Below are 20,251 nucleotides of genomic sequence, written 5' to 3'. Positions count from 1 at the left end.
GTAGGACCCGTACCCCATGTTGGCTTGACCCCCTCGTTCGAGACACCGCGACGCTAGCGCGGAGGCAAGGGTGGCGTCAGCCTCGGGGCTGCTTGTCCCCGGCCGTCGGCCCCCGGGACGCCACGGTGACGCGCGCGCCCAGGGCGGCTTCCACCCAGCCGAGGAAGCGCTCGACGCGAGCCTCCGGGGCCCCACCCAGCTCCAGGGGCCTCCGCTCGGGCACGCAGCGCGCCAGGGCCCGCGTCAGGCGCGCCTGCCAGTCGAGGTCCCGCTCGGAGTCACTGGGACGCAGCGCGGTGATGCGCTCGGAACCCGGCGCTTCACGCACCAGGGTCGAGTCCTCGCCGGAGCCGACCTGCCCGGGCGCGGCGCGATATGCGTCGCACACCGGCCAGCGCGAGGTCAGCCGGTCCAGGTGCGTCACCGCGAGCGCATCCACCCCACCGCAGACCTCGAGCGCATAGCGGCCGAGCACCGCGTCGAAGGCGCCCACGCGAAAGCCACCCTGCCAGCCGTCGGCGCCATTGTGCGGCTCGGGGAGAGAGGGCGCGAGGCTCGCGTCCTCGGTGGGGAACGGGCCCTCTCCGTGGCGCGTGGCATACGCGCGCAGCACGCCCAGCCGGTGCACCTCGCCATCGAAGCCATGCTCGCGCAGCAGGGCCAGCGCGGGCTCGAAGGTGCACGTGCTCCAGGTGGTGTGGGGATGGAAGCCGCGCCACTCGTCCAGCAGCACGCCCTGCGCGCCCTCGAAGAGCGTGGTGCCCGCGCGAAGCCGGGCCCCGAGCCATGCGTCGTCGACGACGCGCTGAAGAGGCTCGATGCTCCGCACGGCCTCCGCCCAGCGGGCACTCACGCCGGAGTCCTCCAACAGGGCCCGCTCCGGCGCGGCGTCGGAGAGTCCCTCGGTGAGGCGCAGCACTTCCTCCAGCGCCCCTCGCAAGCGCTCCTGCGCCGCGCGGGCCTTGCGCACGAGTCCGCTCGCGTCCCTCAGGTCGCCCGCGAGCACGGTGTCCTCGGGGTGCGCGAGCGCATCGCGCACCGTCTCGCCCACGCCCACGCCGCAGGTGCCATGTCGCGCATCGCCCCGAGCCAGCTCCCGCAGCCGCCCCGCCGCTTGATGGAACGGCGTGATGACGCGGGCCCGCTCGCTCACCGTCACGCGCGACAGGGCCTCCGGCACACCGCGCTCGGCGAGGTAGCGGGTCTCCACGCGCAGGGCCAGCGGATGGAAGACGGTGGAGTGCGCCAGGTGCGTCCACACGCCAGGCACGAAGGTGCCCGCGCCGAACTGGGAGAAGGTGTGGTGTCGGCCGTCCTCGGTGACGACGTTGTGCCCCGCCTGCGCGCCGCCGTTGAAGCGCACCACGAGCCGCGCGTCATGCCGACGCGTCAGCCAGTCCGTGAGGGTGCCCTTGCCCGCGTCGCCGAAGCCCAGGTCGACGACGATGTGGGCCGCGCGCGAGGCGCTCATCGCCCGTCGCGAGGGACGATGCGCCGGTGGCCGGAGCTGGCGTCGTCGACGGGCAGGTGCTCATCCTCCAGCCGCGGCTGAGGCGTGCCGTCGCGTCCCAGCGTGGCCGCGAAGGGCGTGAGCGCGCGGATGACGGCGCCGCGTCGGGAGCGGTCCCTGCCCTCGCGCTCCAGGTGGCGGGCCAGCGCGTCGATGTCGGCGATGGCGCCCTCGCACAGGCCGACGAGACTGGAGGTCACGTCCACGCAGTCTCCGGGCTCCTCCAGACAGATGACGCGGTCCCCGAGCAGCTCCCGCCAGTACCGCTCGCAGTTGCGGCGGCGGGCCAGACCGGGGATGAGGAAGAAGGGCTCGAAGGCGCGCTGGAGCTCGTCCACCACCTGCTGCACGGGCAGGTCCTTCTCCAGTCCGTCCCCCATGAGCGAAGCCACCTGCGTGTGCGAGACGAACGGGTAGGGCCGCTCGTCACCCGTCATGAAGAAGTAGCCCCGGCGGTTGCGCTTGCGGAAGCAGTCCAGGTCCGTGTGGCGCGCGGCGAAGTACATCGCCAGCTCATACGACTCGTGGCCCGGCGTGCCTCCGCCGCCTTCCAGGAAGGACGAGGTGAGCCACTGGTCCATCTGTCGCTCGTTGGACTCGAACTGGCCCACCTGCAGCGGGGCGCGGTCGCTGTTCGCGTCGCCCACCGCCATGAAGAGCACCTGTGAGTCCGTCACGCCCACGTCCAGCAGCGCCCGCATGAAGCTGGGCAGCCCGCGCCGCGCCAGCAGCTCCGGGATGTCACCCATGGAGCCCGTCACGTCGAGCGCGAAGACGATGCCCAGCGAGAGGGGATGCTCCTCGCTGTCCCGACTCTCGCGCCAGTCCACCCCGCGCGGGTCCATCAACGGATGGCAGCGCTCCTGCCGGAAGAGGACCTGCCGGGACAAGGTCGCCCGGGTCTGGATGAGCGCCTCGTGCGCCTGGCTGCTGTAGCTCCCGTAACCCATCGCTCGACTCTCCTTCCACGCCACGGCGTTCCGCCGCGCTCAACGCCACCCGGGCAGGGTGAAGGGAACGAAGCGCGGAGGACCGAAGGCCTCGAGCGCCGCCCGTGACACCTCTTCCTTCACGCTCCACGCATCGATGCTCGCGCCGCGCTGGAGCCGGGCCTGGTCGCGCAGCAGCGCGACGAGCGGCGCCGGCACCTTCGATGGCGCCAGGCCCGTCGCCGCCGTCCCACCGAGCACCCAGGCGAGGCAGCGCGCGAGCATGGCCAGGTCCGTGGCGGGCGAGGGCGTCGCGCCGTCCAGCAGCGCCTCCGGGTAGAAGTCCGGGTGGGCCACGCTGGCGGAAGGCAGGGCCAGGGTCGAGTGGTACCGCGTGGCATTGGACCAGCCCACCAGCATCACGCCATGGTCCCTGGGGTGCACGAGCAGGTGGGGCGGCAGCACCGCGCCGTGGACGTAGCCCGCGCGGTGCACGAAGCCGAGCACCTCCAGCGCGCGCTTCCACATCCACACCGCCGCGCGCGGGTCGATGCCCTCCGGAGACACCTGACGCAGCTCCGTCAGCGAGTGCTGGAAGCCGCTCATCCAGCGATACACGGCCGCCGGGCGCGCGGTGCCCACCGGGTCCTTCACCTTGCCCCGCGCCACGGGCTGGGGGAGCAGCCGCGTGAAGTGCTCGGCGCCCTGGGCGCTGGAGCCCTGGAGCTCCTCGAGGATTTCGTACTCCCGCGCGACCAGGTCTCCATCCGACAGCGCGCGGGCGACCTTCAGCACCACCATCTCCGTGATGCGCGCGTCGCGCCGCGCGAGGAACACGTCGCAGCTGTCCCCCTGGCCCAGGCGGCCGAGCAGCACGTAGCGCGTGCCCGCCACGGTGACGCGAGGCCGGTCCGGAGCGAAGGGCGGGTCATCCGCGGGACGCGCGGGCTTGGGCCAGACGGCCACGCCCTTGGCGGACACCATCGCGCCGCAGTAGGCGCAGGTGAGGATGCCGTTCGCCGAGGCGGGGGGCGGTAGGTTCGCGCCGCAGCCCGGACACTTCAGAAGTTGTAGCTCCATCCGACCCCCTCATGCGATGCGGGGGCAGCATACCGTGCCCGCAGGAAACCCGAATGACTCCCGTTGCCCCCGTGCTGCCCGTGGTGCTCGACACCAATGTCGTCCTGGACCTCTACGTGTTCGAGGACCCGGCCCTGCGTGAGCTGCACCAGGCCCTGCGGGACGGACGCCTGGTGGCCTGGGCCGAGGACGCGACGCTGGCGGAGCTGGGCTATGTGCTCGCCTCGCGCCACTTCCTGCCGGGCCGGGCCCAGGACACGCGGAGCACGGCGCTGGCGCGCTATCGCGAGCACGCGCGGGTACTGCCGGCGGGGGAGGGGAACCCGGCGCTGGAGCTCCCCCGATGCAAGGACCGCGACGACCAGAAGTTCCTCGTCCTGGCCGCGCGGGCCGGGGCGTCGTGGCTGGTGAGCAAGGACAAGCGCGTGCTGTCCATGGCGGACCGGCACGGGATGCCCTTCCTCATCCTCACGCCCCGGCAGGCGGTGGCGCGACTGTCCGCTCAGGCGCTGGAGGCGGGGCGGTAGCGCAGCACGCGCGCGGCCTGGGCGTTCACCACGATGGCGGTGATGCTCTCCAGGCGCGACTTGCCCGCCTTCTCGCTCCACTCGAGCACGTAGAAGAAGACCGGGTCGTCCGAGCCCTGCATGTTGCCGTAGACGACCACCGAGTCGGCCCGCTGGTCCTTGTAGGTGATGAGCGTCTGGCGGAAGGTGAGCCACACCTCGCGATTGCCGGAGGCCTCGGAGGTGCCGCGCAGGAACGCGGTGGGCTTGTCGAGCGGCCCCTGGAGGAACTCGCCGCCCGAGGCCCGGTGCTCCAGCAGCTCGCTCTTGGAGCCCGACAGCTCCGAGAAGACGCCCGAGCACTCCTCCTCGCAGGTGAAGTCCGATTCGGCGGGGGCCTCGCGGCGCTCCTTCTCGCACCGCTTCTCGCACGCGACGAGCTCGCGGCCCTCCTGGGCGAGCGCCTTCTGGATTCGCGCCTTCATCTGCGCCTGGGTGGTGTCGGCCTCGAAGAAGGTGGTGTCCGCCAGGTGGAGCAGCCCGGCCACGCGCACCAGGCCCGGGTCCTCCATCGCGGACAGCGCCGCGCTCGCCGCGGCCTTCTGGGGGCGCAGCTGCGCGGGCTTCACGCGGGTCCACGTTCCACGGGCCTCGGAGTCGGTGCCCGCGCGGTTCAGGTCGACGCGGTCGAACTCCGCGGCCATCTGCCGGGCGCGAGCGAGCGCGGCCTTGTACGCGGGCTTCTCCGGCACGGTGGCCAGGAAGTCGGAGGCGGCGACGCTCATCACCCCACCGGGGCGCGAGAGCATCTCCTTCTCCGTGAAGTCCTTCTCGAAGAGCGTCTCCACCTTGTAGCGCGGCGCCCACTCCACCTTCGCCTTCGTGTCGTTGCGCGCGGCGGCCATCTTCCGCTCGTACGCGTAGGCGCGCACCTGCTCGAAGGCCGCCGTCTCCGCCTCGGCCTTGTACGGGTCCTCGCCCTCCACGTACACGCGCAAGTCACTCAGGCACGTGTCGTCATACGTCGCGCCCGGATAGGTGGACACGAGCGTGAGCCGCACGCCGCCCACGCGCTCCGGCACGGGCACGCGGACCTCCTGCCAGCCGAGCACGTCGCGCAGCTCCGCCTCCACCGGCGCGCCCGTCGTCTGCGGGCCCGTCTCGCCCTGGACCAGCGGCTCCAGCTTCACCTTCCGGGGACGTGCGTTGGCGCGGTAGAGCTTCTCGGACTTCTGGTAGCCGTTGCGCACGAAGACGCGGAACACCTTGGCGCGCGTGAGGGACGGTCCCCACCACTCCAGGGCCTCTCCCTCGCCGCGCCCCTTCGCGCCCTCCACCCACGCGGTGGCCGGGTCGTCGTCCGCGACGTAGAGCGGCAGGTAGTTCTGCGCGTGCTTGTTCCAGCCGTTCTCCAGGAACGTGGACGCCGTCACGCGGCGCGGATGCAGCCGGTGCGCGCCGCCCGCGTCGGGCTCGAGCAGGACGGGGGGGGCTGCGGCGAGGATGAGCGACAGGAGGATCATGGCTTGCGCTCCAGGGTGTGGCGGGGTGGCGGAAGGGGTGCGGCCCACAGGACGAGCCGTGAGAGGCCCGCGGGGTAGAGTCCCGAGTCTTCCTGCTCGCGGGACACCAGGTGGTAGACGACGCGCGCGTAGCGGGCCGTGGACGGGAGCCGGACGCTCAGGGGGCGGCCCGGGACGAGGCGGGTGTCCTCGATGGCGCCCAGGTGGGCCAGCGGCTCCGGGGCCCACGGGCGGACCTCCAGGCGGCGGCCCAGCGTGGCCACGGTGGTGGCGGACTCGAAGAGCGGATTGTCGGCGACCTCCACGCTCACCCAGCGCATGACGTCGCCGGAGGGGAAACCATGGCCCACCTCGCGCGTGGACAGCACGAGCCCGCCATCGCGCGGCTCCACGACGAGCGCCGCCTTGAGCGCCTCGGTGCGCCGGGTTCCGCCGAGGCCGTGGTCACCCCGGGGCATGTGGCAGTCGGTGCAGTGTCGCGTGTCTCCGGTGGCCTTGCGCCAGGCGGTCCACTCGCCCACGGTGTCCTGTTGCCACTGCGTCTTGGAGAGGCGCACGCGCTGGCCATCGATGTTCAGGACGGGGAAGCCGAACTGGTGGCAGCCCGCGCAGGGCACGCCCGGGGCGGCCTGGGCCTTGTCGATGCGCGCGTGACAGGCCGCGCAGGTGACGCCGTGCTCCTCGGGGGGACTGTTCGCGGGCAGCGCCCCGCGCTCCAGGTTCCGCGCGAGGGGCGCGTGACACTGGACGCACCAGCCCGGACGGTCCTCGGTGATGGCGACCTGGAAGACGTCATCCGTGCGCGCCGAGGCATGGCCGCTGTTCCTCCAGGCGTCGACCTCGGGCGCGTGACACTCGGCGCAGCGCTGGAGGCTCCAGTCCGGCAGCCCGTGTGGCGCCGGGCCCACCTCCATGCGCGCGGTTCCCTGTGGGAAGCGGGCACTCGGCGCGGAGGCGAGGAGCGAGCAGGTGAGGAGGAGGAGCGCGTGCACTGTTGAACGTGGAGTGTATTCGCATGGGACTCGCGGACGCACCTCCCCCGGGGCGTGCGGGAGCGGTAGAACCGGACCCATGAAGGCCTACGAGATTCGGGACGGATTCGGGTTGGAGAAGCTGGTGTCGTGCGAGCGGCCGGACCCCACGCCGGGCCCGTTCCAGGTGCGCGTGCGGGTGAAGGCGACGAGCCTGAACTACCGCGACCTGATGATGGTGGAGGGGCGCTACAACCCGCGGCAGAAGCTGCCGCTGGTCCCCAACTCGGATGGCGCGGGAGTGGTGGACGCGGTGGGGCCGGGTGTCACGCGGGTGAAGGTCGGAGAGCGGGTCATCGGGCTCTTCGCGCAGGCGTGGGCCGCCGGTGAGCCGACGCGCCTGGCGCAGCAGTCCACGCTGGGTGGGCCGCTGGATGGCGCGCTCGCGGACACGATGGTGCTGCGCGAGGACGGGGTGGTGCCCACGCCCGACTACCTCACCGACGAGGAGGCCGCGACGCTGCCCTGCGCGGCCCTCACGGCGTGGAGCGCGCTGGTGACGCATGGCGCGCTCAAGGCGGGGGACGTGGTGTTGCTCCAGGGGACGGGAGGCGTCTCCATCTTCGCGCTGCAGATTGCGCGGATGATGGGGGCGCGCGTCCTCATCACCTCGAGCCGCGACGACAAGCTGGAGCGCGCGCGAGGACTGGGGGCGCACGACGGCATCAACTACGTGACGACGCCGGACTGGGACAAGGCGGCGCGTGCGCTCACGGGCAACGCGGGTGTGGACCACGTCGTGGAGGTGGGTGGGGCGGGGACGTTCGAGAAGTCGCTGCGCGCGGTGCGGCCCGGCGGCACGGTGTCCGTCATCGGCGTGCTGAGCGGGGTCGCGGGGGCGGTGCCGTTGACGTCCATCCTGATGCAGAACCTGCGGGTGCAGGGCATCCTCGTCGGACATCGGCAGAGCTTCGAGGCGCTGCTGCGTGCGTTCTCGCAGCACTCCGTCCGCCCGGTGGTGGACCGCGTGTTCCCCTTCGACGAGGCGGTGGCGGCGTTCCATCACCTGAAGAGCGGGGCCCACTTCGGCAAGGTCGTCATCCGCGTGGGATGACGTGACGCCGTGTCGAAGTGGGGAAGGGCCCGGTGACGACTGGCGTCCACCGGGCCCTGGGGCCTCAGGAGCCGGTCTCGGTGGGGCCCGAGTCGGACGGGTTGTTGTTGCGCGCGACGTAGCTCACCTGGGGACCGCCTCGGGGACCGCGAGGGGCGTTGCCCCGGTTCGAGTTGGGGCGCTGCTGGCGCGCCTCGCGCAGCGTGTTGCCCCCCGGGCCGGTCGGCGGACGGGTCTCCACGGCGGGCTGCGAGGGCCGATTGGGACCTCCGCGACGCTCGCCACGGGGAGGCCGCGCGTCATTGCCGGCGAAGGTGTTGCTCGCGCCTGCCTGGACCTCGTTGCCCTGTCCCCGGTGCTCGACCAGGGGCTGACGCTCGTCGCGGTTGCCGCGTCCGTTCATCGGGGGCCGTGAGTTGGCGTGGCCGTTGCGGGGCTCGGACGGGTCTCCGCGGCGGTTTCCATTGCGGAAGTCGCCGGGACCCCGCGGGCCACCGTTGCGTGAAGCCTCCGCGCCACGCGTGTCCCCGCCCTCGAACGCAGGGGCGACGGACGCGTGCGCGTCCTGGCCGTTGCGAGCTTCACCCTGGAAGTCCCTGGGGCCTCCATTGCGACGCTCACCCTGGGCACCGCGAGGGCCACGGCCACGTGAATCACCGGAGCCCGGTGCCGCCGCGTCGCGACGCTCGCCCTGGAAGCCTCGAGGACCTCCGCCGCGTGAATCGCCCGCGCCGCGAGCCTCGCCCGAGAAGCCGCGAGGACCGCCGCGCGAGTCGCCCGGGCCCTGCGCGGCATCACCGTTACGGCGCTCGCCCTGGAAGCCGCGAGGACCGCCACGCGAGTCGCCCGAGCCCTGCGCGGCATCACCGTTACGGCGCTCGCCCTGGAACCCACGAGGCTCACCGCGCGAATCCCCAGCGCCTTGCGCCCCATTACCGTTGCGGCGCTCGCCCTGGAAGCCACGAGGAGCCCCGCGCGAGTCTCCAGCGCCTTGACCTGAGTTGCCCTGGAAGCCGCGAGGTCCACCACCGCGCGACTCTCCCGCGCCGCCCTGCGGCCGATGCGCGCCGTTGCGCGAGTCACCGTTGCGCGCTGCCTCGCCGTTGCCGTTGTACGCGCCGCCCTGGAATCCTCGAGGACCTCCATTGCGCTGCTCTCCCTGCGGCGGCCGCGCGCCATTCGCCTGCGGCGGCCGAGCACCACCACCACCCGCCGGACGCGCCTGCTGCGACGCGGGCGGGTTCGGACGGTTGTTGCCCGAGCGCGGCGGTCCTCGCCCCGGACCCCTGCGGCCTCCTCGCTGCGCCGGAGCGGCGGGCGGCTTGCCTCGCTCGCCACCCCCCTGCCTCAGCACCAGCGCCTCCAGCTCGAGCAGCTCCGCCTCGGCGGCCTCCTCGGGCGTCATCGCCGGCTTGGGCGGAGCGGGCGCGACCTCGACCTGCGGCGCGCGCTGCTCCAGTCGCGGATGGCCGCCCCCGAAGCGCGTGTCCGGACGGCCCTTGCCCTGGCCCCCACGGCGAGCCCCCTCACGGAAGCCTCCCGAGGGCACGAAGTCCGGCGTGAGCTCGCGCCGCACATAGGCGCTCCAGATTTCGCCCGTGTCCCCCGCCATGCCGTACAGCGCGGGCGCGTACGTCGCGAGGAACTCGCGCACGTTGTCCAGGTCGCGGCGGAAGTAGAACTCCGCGCGGTTGTTGCGCGCCGCGGCGATGGTCTGCGGGAAGTCGATGATGACCGGCCCCGCGTACCCCATCAGGATGTTGTACGGCGACAGATCGCCGTGGATGAGGTCCGCGCACAGCATGCTGATGACCTGCGCCCGCAGGTCCACGTACATCGCCAGCGCCTCCTCGGGCGTGGTCGGAGGCGCCTCGACCAGGCGCGGGGCCGGATGACCCTGCGCGTCGATGACCACCTCCATCAGGAGGATGCCCTCGTAGAACAACACCGGCGTGGGCACCCGGACGCCCTGCGCGTGCAGCTTGTAGAGCGAGTCCGACTCCGCGCTCTTCCAGGCTTCCTCCGCGGCGGCCTGCCCGAACTTGCTGCCCTTCTCCATGGCGCGACGCGTGCGCGAATTGCGCACCTCACGCCCCTCCCGGTAGCCCACGTTGTTGCGGAAGTTACGCTCGTGGCGCTCCTTGTACAGCTTGGCCGCCACCACCTGCCCGGCGTGCTGGACGAGCCACACCTCCGCCTCCTTGCCCGTCTTCAGTTGGCCGAGAACGGCCTCGATGATTCCATCGGCGAGGAGGGTCTCTAGCGAGTCATTCATTCAGAGGCGGAAGTCCAATGGGGGGCGGGCGGGGGCATTCCAATGCGCGCGGGGCGGCCCTGCTCGCAGCGCGCGGCGGCATGTGAACATCTCGCGGGGCCCTCTTGCTACCAGCATGACGCCAGGAGCAATCAGGTGAACCAACGCCCGGCCTGCTAACAGTTTGTCCGCCAGGGTTCCAGGCCATCGATGCGCTCCAGCCCGGCTGGGTCAAAGTTGACCAAGACCTTGGAATCCCTGGAGAAAAGTCCGGATGCCGGACCACCGCCCTCCAGACGTCCATGCGAGCGCCGGGCCGTGGGGCCGGACAGGGGCCAGGCACCGACGAGTCGACACTCGGTGTGCGGGCGAGCGGAGGGGCCGCCGGTGGGCTCCGCCGGGGAGACGCCGGCCGGGGACCTGCACCCAGGGGCTGCCGACCCGCACCAGGAGAGCGCTACGATGCGCGCCGCCCAGGAGGGGCTCACCCATGGCGACGAAGAAGCGCAAGTCGAGTGCTGCGAAGAAGTCATCCCGGCGCGCCTCCACGACGAAGAAGGCCGCGACGAAGAAGCCCACGGCCCGGAAGGCCACCGCGAAGAAGAGCGCCGCGAAGAAGGGCGCGGCTCGCAAGAGCACCGCCAAGAAGGCCGTCACGAAGAAGCGCGCCGCGAAGAAGGGCTCGACCCGGAGGCCCTCCCGTGGAGGCAGGAAGTCCGCGCCCGCCACGGCGCCCCTGTCACCGCGCCTGGTCGTCTCGCGGGACGTGCCCGAGACGCCGCTCCCCGCCGTCCCGGACGAGCGCCCCGCCCCCAGCCTCGCCTCCGTGGAGCAGGTGGAGACGTCCTCCGCCGGCATCCTCCCGCTGGCGCCCGAGCACGCGGCGGTGGACGAACTCACCAGCTCCGGCAACGAACTGCTCGACATCTTCCAGCGCTACGACCGCAACCGCACCGGTGCCATCGAGCGCGCCGAGTTCGCGCGGCTGCTGGAGGCGCTCGGGCAGGACGTCACGGACGAGGAGCTGGAGATCGCCCTCGACATCGTCGACGCGGACCGCACGGGGAGGATCTCCTGGATGGAGTTCAAGGCGTGGTGGCGCAGCCGCTGAAAGCGCGCGCCACCAGCACGCTGGGCAGGGGCCCGTGCCCGTCGTGGGCGGGCCCCTGGGCCCTGGCCTGCTCGCGTGGTCTCGAAAATAGGAGCGGGGGCGGAGCTGACCTACACTCGGGAGGGTAGGGGGAGTGGTGTCCGACCTGGCGTCCAGAGCCCATACCACCGTCTTCGAGCACGCGCGCGACGCGGTGCTCGTGCTCGACGCTGCCCAGCTCATCCAGCAGGTCAACCGCGCCGCCGAGCGCATCTTCGGCCCGCGCGGTGAGCTGGTGGGCATGGCGGTGACGCGCCTGTTGTCGGGGTGGCGTCCGCCGGACACGCGCGGCTCGCCGGACACGCCGCACGAGACGGAGCTGGCCGGACAGCGGCCGGGCGGTGCCGGGCCCGCGTACTACCTGCGCGTGCAGACGCTGGCCCAGTTCGACGCGGCCGGAAACGCGCTGGGCTGGGTGCTCCAGCTCCAGGACATGCGCGGCAGCCTGGAGGTCGAGGCCTCCATCCGTCAGCAGAAGGAGTTCTTCGAGGCGGTGGTGCGCAACAGCCCCGTCGCCATCGTCACCATCACCCGCCAGTTCATCGTCCTGTCGTGGAACCCCGCCGCCGAGCGGCTCTTCGGGTACACGCCGCAGGAGGCGCTGGGCAAACACATCTTCGACCTGGTGGCCACCGAGGACAGCGTCCTGCCCGAGGCGAAGAAGGCCCAGCGCGACGTCACCCAGCGCGGGCGCGTGCACTCCGTCACGCGGCGGCTGCGCAAGGACCACACGATGGTGGACGTGGAGCTGTTGGCGCTGCCGGTGTCGGTGGGCGGCCGGCAGCTGGGCTTCATCGCCATCTACCACGACATCACCGACCTCCAGCGCGCGCGCCAGGCGGCCGAGTCCGCCAACCAGGCCAAGAGCCTGTTCCTGGCGACGATGAGCCACGAAATCCGCACGCCGATGAACGCCATCATCGGCATGACGGGGCTGATGCTGGACACGCACCTGACGGGCGAGCAGCGCGAGTTCATCTCCACCATCCGCCAGAGCAGCGAGGCGCTGCTCACGCTGCTCAACGACGTGCTGGACTTCTCCAAGATCGAAGCCGGCCGCTTCGAGACGGACCGCCACCCGTTCGACCTGCGTCAGTGCGTGGAGTCGGTGCTGGACCTGCTCGCGGTGCGCGCCAGCGAGAAGGGCTTGGACCTGGGCGCGGACATCTCGCCCGACGTGCCCCAGGTGGTGATGGGGGACGCCTCACGCCTGCGCCAGGTGCTGCTCAACCTGGTGGGCAACGCGCTGAAGTTCACCGAGTCGGGCGGCGCCGTCGTCTCCGTGGACGGGGTCCGCCGCGCCGAGGCGACCGACGCGCCGTGGGAGCTCACCTTCTCCGTGCAGGACACGGGGCCGGGCATCCCCGAGGAGAAGCGCCAGGGCCTGTTCCAGCCGTTCAACCAGCTCGACGTGTCGGTGGCGCGGCGCTTCGGCGGCACGGGCCTGGGGCTCGCCATCTCCAAGCGGCTGGTGGAGGCGATGGGCGGGCGCATCTGGGTGGAGAGCGAGGGCATGCCCGGCCGAGGCACCACGTTCTTCTTCGCGCTCACCGTGCAGGCCGCGCCGCAGACGACGGCGGGCTACCTGCGCTCGGACGAGCCGCTGCTGCGCGGCCGGCGCGTGCTCATCGTCGACGACAACGCCATCAACCGCCGGCTCCTGGGACGACAGCTCCAGGCGTGGGGCGCCGAGCCGGTGGAGGCGGGCTCCGGCATGGAGGCGCTCTCCAAGCTCCAGTCGGGCGGCTCCGGGTTCGACCTGGCGCTCATCGACCACCAGATGCCGGGACTGGACGGTCCCTCGCTGGCGGCGCGGATCCGCGAGCGCGACGACCTGCGGGCGCTGCCGCTGTTCCTGCTGACCTCACCGGGACGCCGCGCCGCGCCTCCGCCGGGCCTGTTCTCCGGGGTGCTGTCGCGCCCGATGAAGGCCTCGCAGCTCCACGACACGCTGATGTCCTGCTTCTCCAAGGACGTGCCCCGGGTGCGCGTGGAGCCCGCGCCGACGGGGGCTCCCGCGCCGCGTGACAGGCCCGGAGACCGCGTCCCCTTGCGCATCCTGCTGGTGGAGGACAACCTCACCAACCAGCGGCTGGCCAGCCTGATGCTGGACCGGCTCGGCTATCAGGTGCAGGCGGCGTCCAACGGGCGCGAGGCGCTGGAGTGGTCCCTGCGCCAGCGCTTCGACGTGGTCTTCATGGACCTGCAGATGCCGGAGATGGACGGCCTGGAGGCCACGCGGCGCATCCGCAAGGAGCTGCCGCCCACGGTGCAGCCGTGGGTCATCGCGATGACGGCCAACGCGATGGACTCCGACCGGGAGCAGTGCTTCGAGGCGGGGATGGACGACTTCCTGTCCAAGCCCATCCGCGTGGAGGCACTCACCGCCGCGCTGGTGCGCTGCCAGACGCCGCGGCCCGTCGGCGGCACCCGCACGCGGCCGGAGCGCGTCGTCATCGCGGAGCAGGGGCTCTCCGACGACCTGGTGCCCGAGGCCGCGCGCATCCCCGGCCTGCAGCCCGCGGCGCTGGCCCGGCTGTGGCGGGAGCTGGGCTCGCAGGCGGGGAACATCCTCCCGGAGCTCATCGACACCGCGCTGCAGAGCATGCCCGCGCTGCTCGACGACGCGTACACGGCGCTGGGGCAGGGGCTGCTCGACGACCTCAGCCGCGCGGCGCACACGCTCAAGTCCAACGCGGCCTGGTTCGGCGCGTCGGCCCTGGAGACGCTGAGTCGGGAGCTGGAGCTGAGCGCGGACGCGGGCGATGACGTCGACTCCCTGCGCGAGCGGCTGGACCGGTGCCGGGCGGAGCTGTCCACGACGCGCGGACTGCTGTCTCGCCTTCGTGAGAGCATCGCCCTGCCCACGGCGCGCCGCTGAGGTCCCGGTCAGCCCTCCGGGGGCTCGGGCGTCCCTCGCGCGGCCGCGCACTTCGAGGTGAACGATGAGTGACTCTCCCAAGGACTCCTCCCACCCGGGCGCCGCGCGCATCCGAGGCCTGGAAGAGGTGGACCGGCTGTCGGTGCCGCTGCCGCATGGCACCGAGGTGACGACGCGCGTGGAGCGGATGACCTCCGGCGGGCGGCGCATCCCCCAGGGCGTGGTGGGGCGCGTGGTGCGGGCGAAGGACGGCGGGCTCGACATCCAGATCGTCGGCGTGGGCGAGGTGTGGTTCGCGCGCGACGAGCTGGTGCCCCGGCGTCCGGGACAGGTCCAGTTCGCCCAGCGGCGCGAGGCCGCCTGGAACGCGCTGGGGCCGTGCGTGGTGCTGGAGACGCGCGTGGGCAGCCATGCCTGGGGACTGGCGAACGCGCAGTCGGACGTGGACGTGCGAGGGGTGTTCGCCCTGCCGCTCTCGTGGAGCTTCGGCCTGGTGGAGGCGCCGCAGGACCTGGTGAGCGCCGACGGCAGCACGACCTATTGGGAGGCGCGCAAGACGGTGGAGCAGGCCCTGCGCGCGGACCCGAACACGCTGGAGACGCTGTTCGTCCCGGGCGCCCGGGCGCTGGATGAGCTGGGCGAGTGGTTCCTCGCGGAGCGCGAGGCCTTCGTCTCGCAGTCCATCTTCGGCAGCTTCGGTCGCTACGCCATGAGCCAGCTCGACAAGCTCACGCGCAGCCAGCGGCTCGCCGAGCACCGGGACCTGCTGCTGGAGTGGCTGTGCGAGGACCCCACGCCGGACCTGGACGAAGTGGCCCGGCGACTGGCGGACATCTCCCCGCGCGGCGCGCCCACGCCCGAGGACGCGCTGCTGGCGGCGAAGACCTACGTCAAGCAGCTCTATCGCTCGCTGTCGGACCAGGGCCTGCTCGCCGCCAACGACTTCGCGGCGCTCACCGCCTACGCGCGTGGAGGGGGACAGCGTCCTCCGTCGGCGCGGGAGCTGCGACCGAAGAACGCGTACAACCTGCTGCGGTTGATCGCCACGGCCACGGGCTGGCTGCGCCACGGCGAGCCCGTCTTCGAGGCGACGGGTGCCCTGAAGGCTCGGCTGTTGGACATCAAGGCGGGGCAGGTCCCGCTCGAGGACGTGCTGCGCGACGCGGAGGCGATGGCACCGGAGCTGGAGGCGGCGCGGCGGGAGAGCCGTCTGCCGGAGCAGCCCGACTACGCGCGAGCGGACCGGCTGCTGCGGCGGGTGGGGGATGAGGTGGCGCGGCGCTGGGTGACGAAGGCGCCGGGGCCCTGGGGACGCGAGGCGCCCGAGGCCCCGCGGATGGAGTGGAGGGATTCGGAATGAAGGGCACGCTGACGGAGCACGAGAAGACGGTGGCGGACCGCGTGCTCGACGAGGAGTCCGCGCGACGCGAGCACCTGGTGGTGTCGCTGACGGGGGCGCATGCCTACGGTTTCCCCTCGCCCGACAGTGACCTGGACCTGAAGTCCATCCACGTGGCGCCCACCGCCATGCTCCTGGGGCTCAGCCCCCGGCAGCTCAACGCCGAGCACCTGGAGGTGGTGGATGGCGTGGAGGTGGACTACTCGTCCAATGAGCTCGCATCCGTCCTCCAGGGACTGTTGCAGGGCAATGGCAACTACCTGGAGCGCATCCTGGGCGCCATCACCCTGCGGGCCTCTCCGGACCTCGCCTCGCTCCAGCCGCTGGCGCGCGAGGTGCTGTCGCGGCGGGTGTTCCGTCACTACAACGGCTTCGCCCACGGCCAGCTGCGTGAGTGGGAGAAGAGCGGCTTTCGCTCCGCCAAGAAGCTGCTCTACGTGCTGCGCACCACGCTGACGGGCACGCACCTGCTGCGCACCGGGGTCGTGGAGACGGACGTCACCGAGCTCTTGGACGCCCACGGCTTCCCCGAGGCCCGCGAGCTGGTGGAGCAGAAGCGGCGCGGGGAGAAGAGCGAGCTGCCGGAGGCGCTGAGCGAAGCGTGGCGCGTCCGGGTGGCCCGCTCGTTCGAGGTGCTCGACGCGGCGCTGGCGGTGTCGGTGCTGCCCGAGGCGCCGCCCTCCAACGCCGTGGACGCGCTGGAGGCCTGGATGCTGGAGCTGCGGCGCCGGCGCTTCTGAGTCGCGCGTTCAGGGCGAGGTGGCGGACAGCCTGGACAAGGAGCGGTCCTTGACCTTGAGCCAGGCCTGCTGGCGGAAGAGATACGTGGAGCAGAGCTTCCGCCACGTCCACACGTCCGGCAGGTTCCACCAGCCCTCGGGCGGCTCGAGGCCGATGTCCCTCAGGTTGCCGATGCCCCGGTAGCCGACGCCGTCGAGGCCGTTGGCGCTGTTGGACTCCAGCACCAGGGCCTTGTCGGTGGCGGGGTGGTGGTCCACCACGAGGAAGGTGTGGCCGGAGCGCCACGGGTTGCGCCAGCCCTGGATGAGCGTCCACGGATGCGGGTGGGCATCGGCCGAGGGCGCGGGGATGGCCATGCCGCTCTCGACGGCGGCGGTGACGGGGGAGAAGAAGTCCTCCGTGGAGGCAATCATCATCTGCCGGTGGCGCCGCGAGTCCCACGCGAAGTTCGCGCCGTGGGCGTCCGCGAAGGCCTTCACCGTGAGCGCCTCGACGAAGGTGCAGCAGTTGTTGAACAGGGGCGGCGCGCGAGGCACGCGGATGCCCGGGAGGTCCCAGGGGTAGTACGCCTGGTCCAGGTCGTAGCGGAAGTCCTTCAGGCCCTGGAGCAACGTGACGAGCTGGCTCTCGGCGATGGCCAGCGGGTCGTCATCGAAGGGCAGCCGCACGGCGGGCGGAGGCTGCGCCTGGTTCGTCACGCTCACGTAGTGCTGCGTGCGCCAGCGCGTGCAGACCCAGGTGTCCAGCGCGCCCAGCGTGGGGACCTCCAGGCGCACGAAGTCGGTGTCCGGCGTCGGGCTGCCCGGCTTCTCCTCCAGCACGAAGTAGGTGCCCGCCTCGACGTAGCCCTCGAACTGAGACTGGGTGTCGGGCTGGACGAAGCCCCGCATGCGGATGGGCAGCTTCGCGACACGATGGCTCTGGGACACGACGACCCCCCTCGGTGTGAATGACTTCGGGTGAAGCCTATCTCACCCAGGGAGGATGTTCATGGGACGCGCCAGGGCTGGAGCGGGGTGTCTGTCCTTACGGGTCTGTTTCCCCGGGGAGGCCCGAGGCGCTCGCGCGTGACAGCTCCACCTGGAGGGTGGCCCCGTCGGGACGGTGGGCCCATTCGAGGAACGACGCGCGGAAGGACTCCACCGCCTCGACGAGCGGCGTGCCCGGCCTCCACGCGAGCGCGCTCGGGTCCCGGGCCTCCAGGCCGATGAGCAGCGAGCCCCCGGCTCCCGGCGCCTGGAGGGGACGCACCGTCAGGCGGCGATCACTCTCCAGGCGGTACGCCAGGGCCGTGATGTGCCCGAGCAGCCACCCCTGGGCGACCTCGCGCCCCTCAGGGGTCTTCGCGTCGGCGCTCAGCCGCAGTCGGGTCGACGGTTGGCTGGTCGAATCGAGCGGCTCGAACAACAGGGACCACGCTCCGGGCGTCCCCGTCCTGCGCGCCTGGGCCACGAGCTCCCTCGCGCGCGCCCACTCCTCGCGAAGGATGCGGGAGGTGGAGCGCGACACGTTGCGTGTGGTGTTCCTCAGCGGCGCCACGGGGGCGATGATGGGCAGCAGGTCCCGCTTGCCATCCGGCCGGTAGCGCGCCGTCTCCATCGTCAGGGCCACGGGCTGGGGCCAGGGCCACGTGGCGAAGGTGTCGAAGAAGTGCGCGAGCAGGTCCACGTCGGACTTCACCGCCTCGGGCGCCGCGCGCGTGGTGGCCCAGGCCGCGAGCACCGTCCACGACAGGCCCCCGAGATAGCCGAGCGCATGTGAGTAGAGCCCCCGAGCCCGGGCCCAGGCCTTCACGGCACGCAGCAGGCGCCTGAACCTCGCGTGGGTGTCCTCGTCCGGACCGAGCGCCTCCAGCACGCCCTTCATGTCCGCGAGCCCCAGCACCGAGCGCAGGCCCGCGGGGTCGAACGCGTCCGCGTGTCGCGCGAGCAGCTCCAGCGGGTCCAGGGACCCGGCGCCCTCGGGCCGACTGGCGTGGGACACCTCGAAGCTCACGCCGCCCAGCACCGCCTTCACCAGCGGGATGGCCGCATCGGCGACGAAGCGCGAGGCCGCGCGGCTCTCGGGCTCCGACCTCGCCAGCTCCCCCAACAGCTCCCGCGCGAAGTCCTCCCGTGACTGGCCCGCGGGGCCGAGCGCCACCGCGTCCACGTCACTGCCCGCGCCATCGGTCCCGAGCAGATAGGAGCCATACGGATGCAGCGAGGCGCCCACGCGAGCGCACAGCACCCGCAGCCGCTCCACGGCCTCGTCGCGCTTCGCCCGTGTCTCGGGAGCGCTCTCGACGGCGCCCACGTTCCCGAGCGCGGAGCGCAGCGCGTCGTCACCGGTGCCCGCTGTCGTGGCCTCCGCGCGCGCGACACCCAGCGGAATGCGTCGGACGACCTCGAACGGCGTGTTGCCCTGGCGGCGGATGATGCAGACCTCGCGGACCTCGAAGCTCAGCGGACGCCAGCCCCGTGCCCACGTGGCGACGGTGCGCTCCACGTCCACGTCGTCCGAGTGGGGCACCTGCCCCACGGACAGATGCGGGTGGAACCCATGGGCCGGGGGCGCGCACTCGGGCACCACGGAGACGAGCTTCGCGTGCAGTCGCGCCAGGGCACCTCGGGGCGCGTCCTCGGGCCTCAACCACGCCGTCGCGCTGGCGCGGTGGTCGAAGTGGTCGAAGTCGGAGAGCGTCACCTGGAAGGGCTCGATGCTCCGCGCGGCCTCGCCGAGCAGCGCCGCCACCGCGTCGAAGTCCTCCTCGGGGAGGAAGGGGTAGAGCAGGGTGACGTGGGGCATCCACCGCTCGAACTTCGCGTCGTGCTTCTTGCGCAGCGCCTGGATGGGCGGCCACACGGACTCGGGGGGGATGAGCACCACGGCGGTGTGGTGGACGAGCCGGGCCGCCGCGGCGCCCGTCACGGAGGAGGCCGCGCGGGTGTCGCGGCGCAGGACGCAGCGGATGCCGAAGTGGTCCGACGCGAACAGCGGCTCGCCGGACGGAGCACGCGCGCCCTTCAGCGGGGCTTCGCCGAACAGCTCGATGGACTCCGGCGAGAGTCGCCCCGAGGGCGAGGCCACCAGCACGCGGTCCAACCGCTGGAGCCGTCCGGACACGGTGGTGATGGCGGCCAGCGAGTTGAGCCGAGGATTGTACGTCTCCCCCTGCTCGGACGGGCGCAGCGTGGGCCATGCATCCACGAAGCCCGCGCGGCGGAAGGACTCCACCTCCGCGTCACCGTCGCCGAAGTTGAAGTCCCCGGCCAGCACGACGTCGGGCGCGCCCGCGTCGTCGTCGCCCGTGAGTGTCGGGAGCTCCTCCAGCAGCGCCTGGACCTGGGTGGCCCGGGCCGCGGCGCCGGTGGCCTCGCGGTTGCTCGTCAGGTGCGGCGTGGCCACCCACAGCGGGCCGCCCGCCAGTCGCAGCTCGCCCACGATGAGGCGCTTGTCGCGCGAGAAGACCCGCTGCCACACCGAGGCGAGGGGCTCGCGCGACAGGAGCACCTGCCCGTAGGGGACGACGGTGTTCGCCTCGGGACCGTCCGACACGTGGTAGCGCTCGCGCACCCAGCCCTCCGCGAGCAGGGCCCGCAGGAAGGGCGCGGTGACTTCTTGAAGGACGATGACGTCCGCGTCGGTCTCGCGCAGCAGCGCCAGGGCCGCGGGCGTGCGGTGCTCGGTGGCGAGCTTCTCCCGGTCGTACAGGTCGAAGAGGACGTTGAAGGTGGCGACGGTGAGTCGCTCCGGCGCCAGGCGCGCGTCCCCCGGCGCCGAGGATGGGGACTTCATCCAATCCCCGGCCCGCGCGTCGTAGCGATGGACATGCAGGCGCGCGAAGCCGGGGACCTCGCGAGGACGGGGCGGGGTGGGGGCGGGAGCCTCGGCGGGTGGCTCGACGAGGTGATTCAGCCGGTCGATGCGCTCCTTGCGGTCCCACACCACCTCGCGCCCGCGCTTGAAGTACCAGACGCGGTGCCAGGGGATTTCGCCGTCCGGCACGAAGGCCTCGAACGGCATCTCCTCCAGGCGCTCGCCGTGGGTGTCGTAGCCGATGACGAACTCACGGGCCTCCAGCCGAGGGTCCCACCGGATGCGGTGGTACACCTCCCGGCTCGTCGTGAAGCGTTCCTGGGACATGGTGAGCACCCACGGGGAGAAGAGGAGGGACGGCGAGCCGCTGGCTTCCCGCGAGCGTAGTCGCGCTG

Annotated in this window: 14 protein-coding genes; 6 read left to right on the top strand and 8 right to left on the bottom strand. The window is 72.2% G+C overall.

Annotated features, from left to right (window positions below):
- Positions 1 to 76: 76 nt before the first annotated feature.
- From VZQ01_RS05000 to VZQ01_RS04990, 3 genes are read right to left on the bottom strand one after another with little or no spacing between them, the layout of a single operon-like run.
- Positions 77 to 1,471 (bottom strand): adenylosuccinate synthetase, encoded by a 1,395-nt coding sequence (locus VZQ01_RS05000; protein ID WP_426747021.1) that lies wholly within the window; start codon positions 1,469 to 1,471, stop codon positions 77 to 79.
- Complete coding sequence (locus tag VZQ01_RS04995; protein WP_267696950.1) at positions 1,468 to 2,460, bottom strand: vWA domain-containing protein; 993 nt, start codon at positions 2,458 to 2,460, stop codon at positions 1,468 to 1,470. The genes VZQ01_RS05000 and VZQ01_RS04995 overlap by 4 nt, the downstream gene beginning before the upstream one ends.
- 39 nt (positions 2,461 to 2,499) lie before the next feature.
- Complete coding sequence (locus VZQ01_RS04990) at positions 2,500 to 3,519, bottom strand: serine/threonine-protein kinase (RefSeq protein WP_426747019.1); 1,020 nt, start codon at positions 3,517 to 3,519, stop codon at positions 2,500 to 2,502.
- Positions 3,520 to 3,572: 53 nt separating this feature from the next.
- On the opposite strand from VZQ01_RS04990, the gene VZQ01_RS04985 reads away from it, so the two are divergent.
- Positions 3,573 to 4,046, top strand: coding sequence for a putative toxin-antitoxin system toxin component, PIN family (locus tag VZQ01_RS04985; RefSeq protein ID WP_223751286.1), 474 nt, complete (start codon positions 3,573 to 3,575; stop codon positions 4,044 to 4,046).
- Here VZQ01_RS04985 and VZQ01_RS04980 read toward each other — a convergent pair.
- Both VZQ01_RS04980 and VZQ01_RS04975 read right to left on the bottom strand, forming a co-directional pair.
- Complete coding sequence (locus VZQ01_RS04980; protein WP_267696947.1) at positions 4,022 to 5,548, bottom strand: NADase-type glycan-binding domain-containing protein; 1,527 nt, start codon at positions 5,546 to 5,548, stop codon at positions 4,022 to 4,024. The genes VZQ01_RS04985 and VZQ01_RS04980 overlap by 25 nt on opposite strands.
- Positions 5,545 to 6,462, bottom strand: coding sequence for a multiheme c-type cytochrome (locus tag VZQ01_RS04975; protein WP_426747018.1), 918 nt, complete (start codon positions 6,460 to 6,462; stop codon positions 5,545 to 5,547). Before VZQ01_RS04975 ends, VZQ01_RS04980 begins: the two co-directional genes overlap by 4 nt.
- Positions 6,463 to 6,619: 157 nt before the next feature.
- Between VZQ01_RS04975 and VZQ01_RS04970 the strand changes: the two genes are divergently transcribed.
- Positions 6,620 to 7,633 carry a zinc-dependent alcohol dehydrogenase family protein gene (locus VZQ01_RS04970; RefSeq protein ID WP_223751289.1) on the top strand — a complete coding sequence of 338 codons (1,014 nt, stop codon included), beginning with the start codon at positions 6,620 to 6,622 and terminating at the stop codon, positions 7,631 to 7,633.
- Positions 7,634 to 7,697: 64 nt separating this feature from the next.
- On the opposite strand, the gene VZQ01_RS04965 is transcribed toward VZQ01_RS04970, so the two are convergent.
- The gene (locus VZQ01_RS04965; RefSeq protein WP_426747016.1) at positions 7,698 to 9,908 is read right to left on the bottom strand and encodes an RIO1 family regulatory kinase/ATPase domain-containing protein; all 2,211 of its coding nucleotides are present in this window, start codon (positions 9,906 to 9,908) and stop codon (positions 7,698 to 7,700) included.
- Between the two features lie 469 nt (positions 9,909 to 10,377).
- Between VZQ01_RS04965 and VZQ01_RS04960 the strand changes: the two genes are divergently transcribed.
- The 4 genes from VZQ01_RS04960 to VZQ01_RS04945 all read left to right on the top strand — a co-directional run bounded on the left by VZQ01_RS04960 (position 10,378) and on the right by VZQ01_RS04945 (position 16,057).
- Positions 10,378 to 10,998, top strand: a complete 621-nt coding sequence (locus VZQ01_RS04960; RefSeq protein WP_223751291.1) for an EF-hand domain-containing protein — start codon at positions 10,378 to 10,380, stop codon at positions 10,996 to 10,998.
- A gap of 136 nt (positions 10,999 to 11,134) precedes the next feature.
- Positions 11,135 to 13,918: a PAS domain-containing hybrid sensor histidine kinase/response regulator gene (locus tag VZQ01_RS04955; protein ID WP_426748929.1), complete on the top strand. Its 2,784-nt coding sequence runs from the start codon at positions 11,135 to 11,137 to the stop codon at positions 13,916 to 13,918.
- A gap of 64 nt (positions 13,919 to 13,982) precedes the next feature.
- Entirely contained in the window at positions 13,983 to 15,278 is a 1,296-nt protein-coding gene (locus tag VZQ01_RS04950; RefSeq protein ID WP_267696943.1) for a DNA polymerase beta superfamily protein, read from the top strand.
- Positions 15,275 to 16,057 carry a nucleotidyltransferase domain-containing protein gene (locus tag VZQ01_RS04945; protein WP_426747015.1) on the top strand — a complete coding sequence of 261 codons (783 nt, stop codon included), beginning with the start codon at positions 15,275 to 15,277 and terminating at the stop codon, positions 16,055 to 16,057. The genes VZQ01_RS04950 and VZQ01_RS04945 overlap by 4 nt, the downstream gene beginning before the upstream one ends.
- Before the next feature lie 9 nt (positions 16,058 to 16,066).
- Here the strand turns inward: VZQ01_RS04945 and VZQ01_RS04940 are convergent, their stop codons facing one another.
- Positions 16,067 to 16,987 (bottom strand): hypothetical protein, encoded by a 921-nt coding sequence (locus VZQ01_RS04940; RefSeq protein WP_223785109.1) that lies wholly within the window; start codon positions 16,985 to 16,987, stop codon positions 16,067 to 16,069.
- 97 nt (positions 16,988 to 17,084) lie between these two features.
- Positions 17,085 to 20,183 (bottom strand): poly(A) polymerase, encoded by a 3,099-nt coding sequence (locus VZQ01_RS04935; RefSeq protein WP_426747014.1) that lies wholly within the window; start codon positions 20,181 to 20,183, stop codon positions 17,085 to 17,087.
- Positions 20,184 to 20,251: the final 68 nt, after the last annotated feature.

The organism is Myxococcus faecalis, assembly GCF_050039385.1.
Taxonomy (GTDB): Bacteria; Myxococcota; Myxococcia; order Myxococcales; family Myxococcaceae; genus Myxococcus; species Myxococcus fulvus.
Note: the sequence above shows the minus strand (reverse complement) of the source record. Positions and strands in the feature narration are given on the sequence as shown.

Bases quoted from the DNA above. Each gene is read 5' to 3' on its own strand.
- VZQ01_RS04945 (WP_426747015.1), top strand. From the start codon at position 15,275: ATGAAGGGCACGCTGACGGAGCACGAGAAGACGGTGGCGGACCGCGTG.
- VZQ01_RS04935 (WP_426747014.1), bottom strand. From the start codon at position 20,183: ATGTCCCAGGAACGCTTCACGACGAGCCGGGAGGTGTACCACCGCATC.
- VZQ01_RS05000 (WP_426747021.1), bottom strand. From the start codon at position 1,471: ATGAGCGCCTCGCGCGCGGCCCACATCGTCGTCGACCTGGGCTTCGGC.
- VZQ01_RS04985 (WP_223751286.1), top strand. From the start codon at position 3,573: ATGACTCCCGTTGCCCCCGTGCTGCCCGTGGTGCTCGACACCAATGTC.
- VZQ01_RS04965 (WP_426747016.1), bottom strand. From the start codon at position 9,908: ATGAATGACTCGCTAGAGACCCTCCTCGCCGATGGAATCATCGAGGCC.
- VZQ01_RS04990 (WP_426747019.1), bottom strand. From the start codon at position 3,519: ATGGAGCTACAACTTCTGAAGTGTCCGGGCTGCGGCGCGAACCTACCG.
- VZQ01_RS04980 (WP_267696947.1), bottom strand. From the start codon at position 5,548: ATGATCCTCCTGTCGCTCATCCTCGCCGCAGCCCCCCCCGTCCTGCTC.
- VZQ01_RS04950 (WP_267696943.1), top strand. From the start codon at position 13,983: ATGAGTGACTCTCCCAAGGACTCCTCCCACCCGGGCGCCGCGCGCATC.
- VZQ01_RS04970 (WP_223751289.1), top strand. From the start codon at position 6,620: ATGAAGGCCTACGAGATTCGGGACGGATTCGGGTTGGAGAAGCTGGTG.
- VZQ01_RS04995 (WP_267696950.1), bottom strand. From the start codon at position 2,460: ATGGGTTACGGGAGCTACAGCAGCCAGGCGCACGAGGCGCTCATCCAG.
- VZQ01_RS04975 (WP_426747018.1), bottom strand. From the start codon at position 6,462: ATGGAGGTGGGCCCGGCGCCACACGGGCTGCCGGACTGGAGCCTCCAG.
- VZQ01_RS04960 (WP_223751291.1), top strand. From the start codon at position 10,378: ATGGCGACGAAGAAGCGCAAGTCGAGTGCTGCGAAGAAGTCATCCCGG.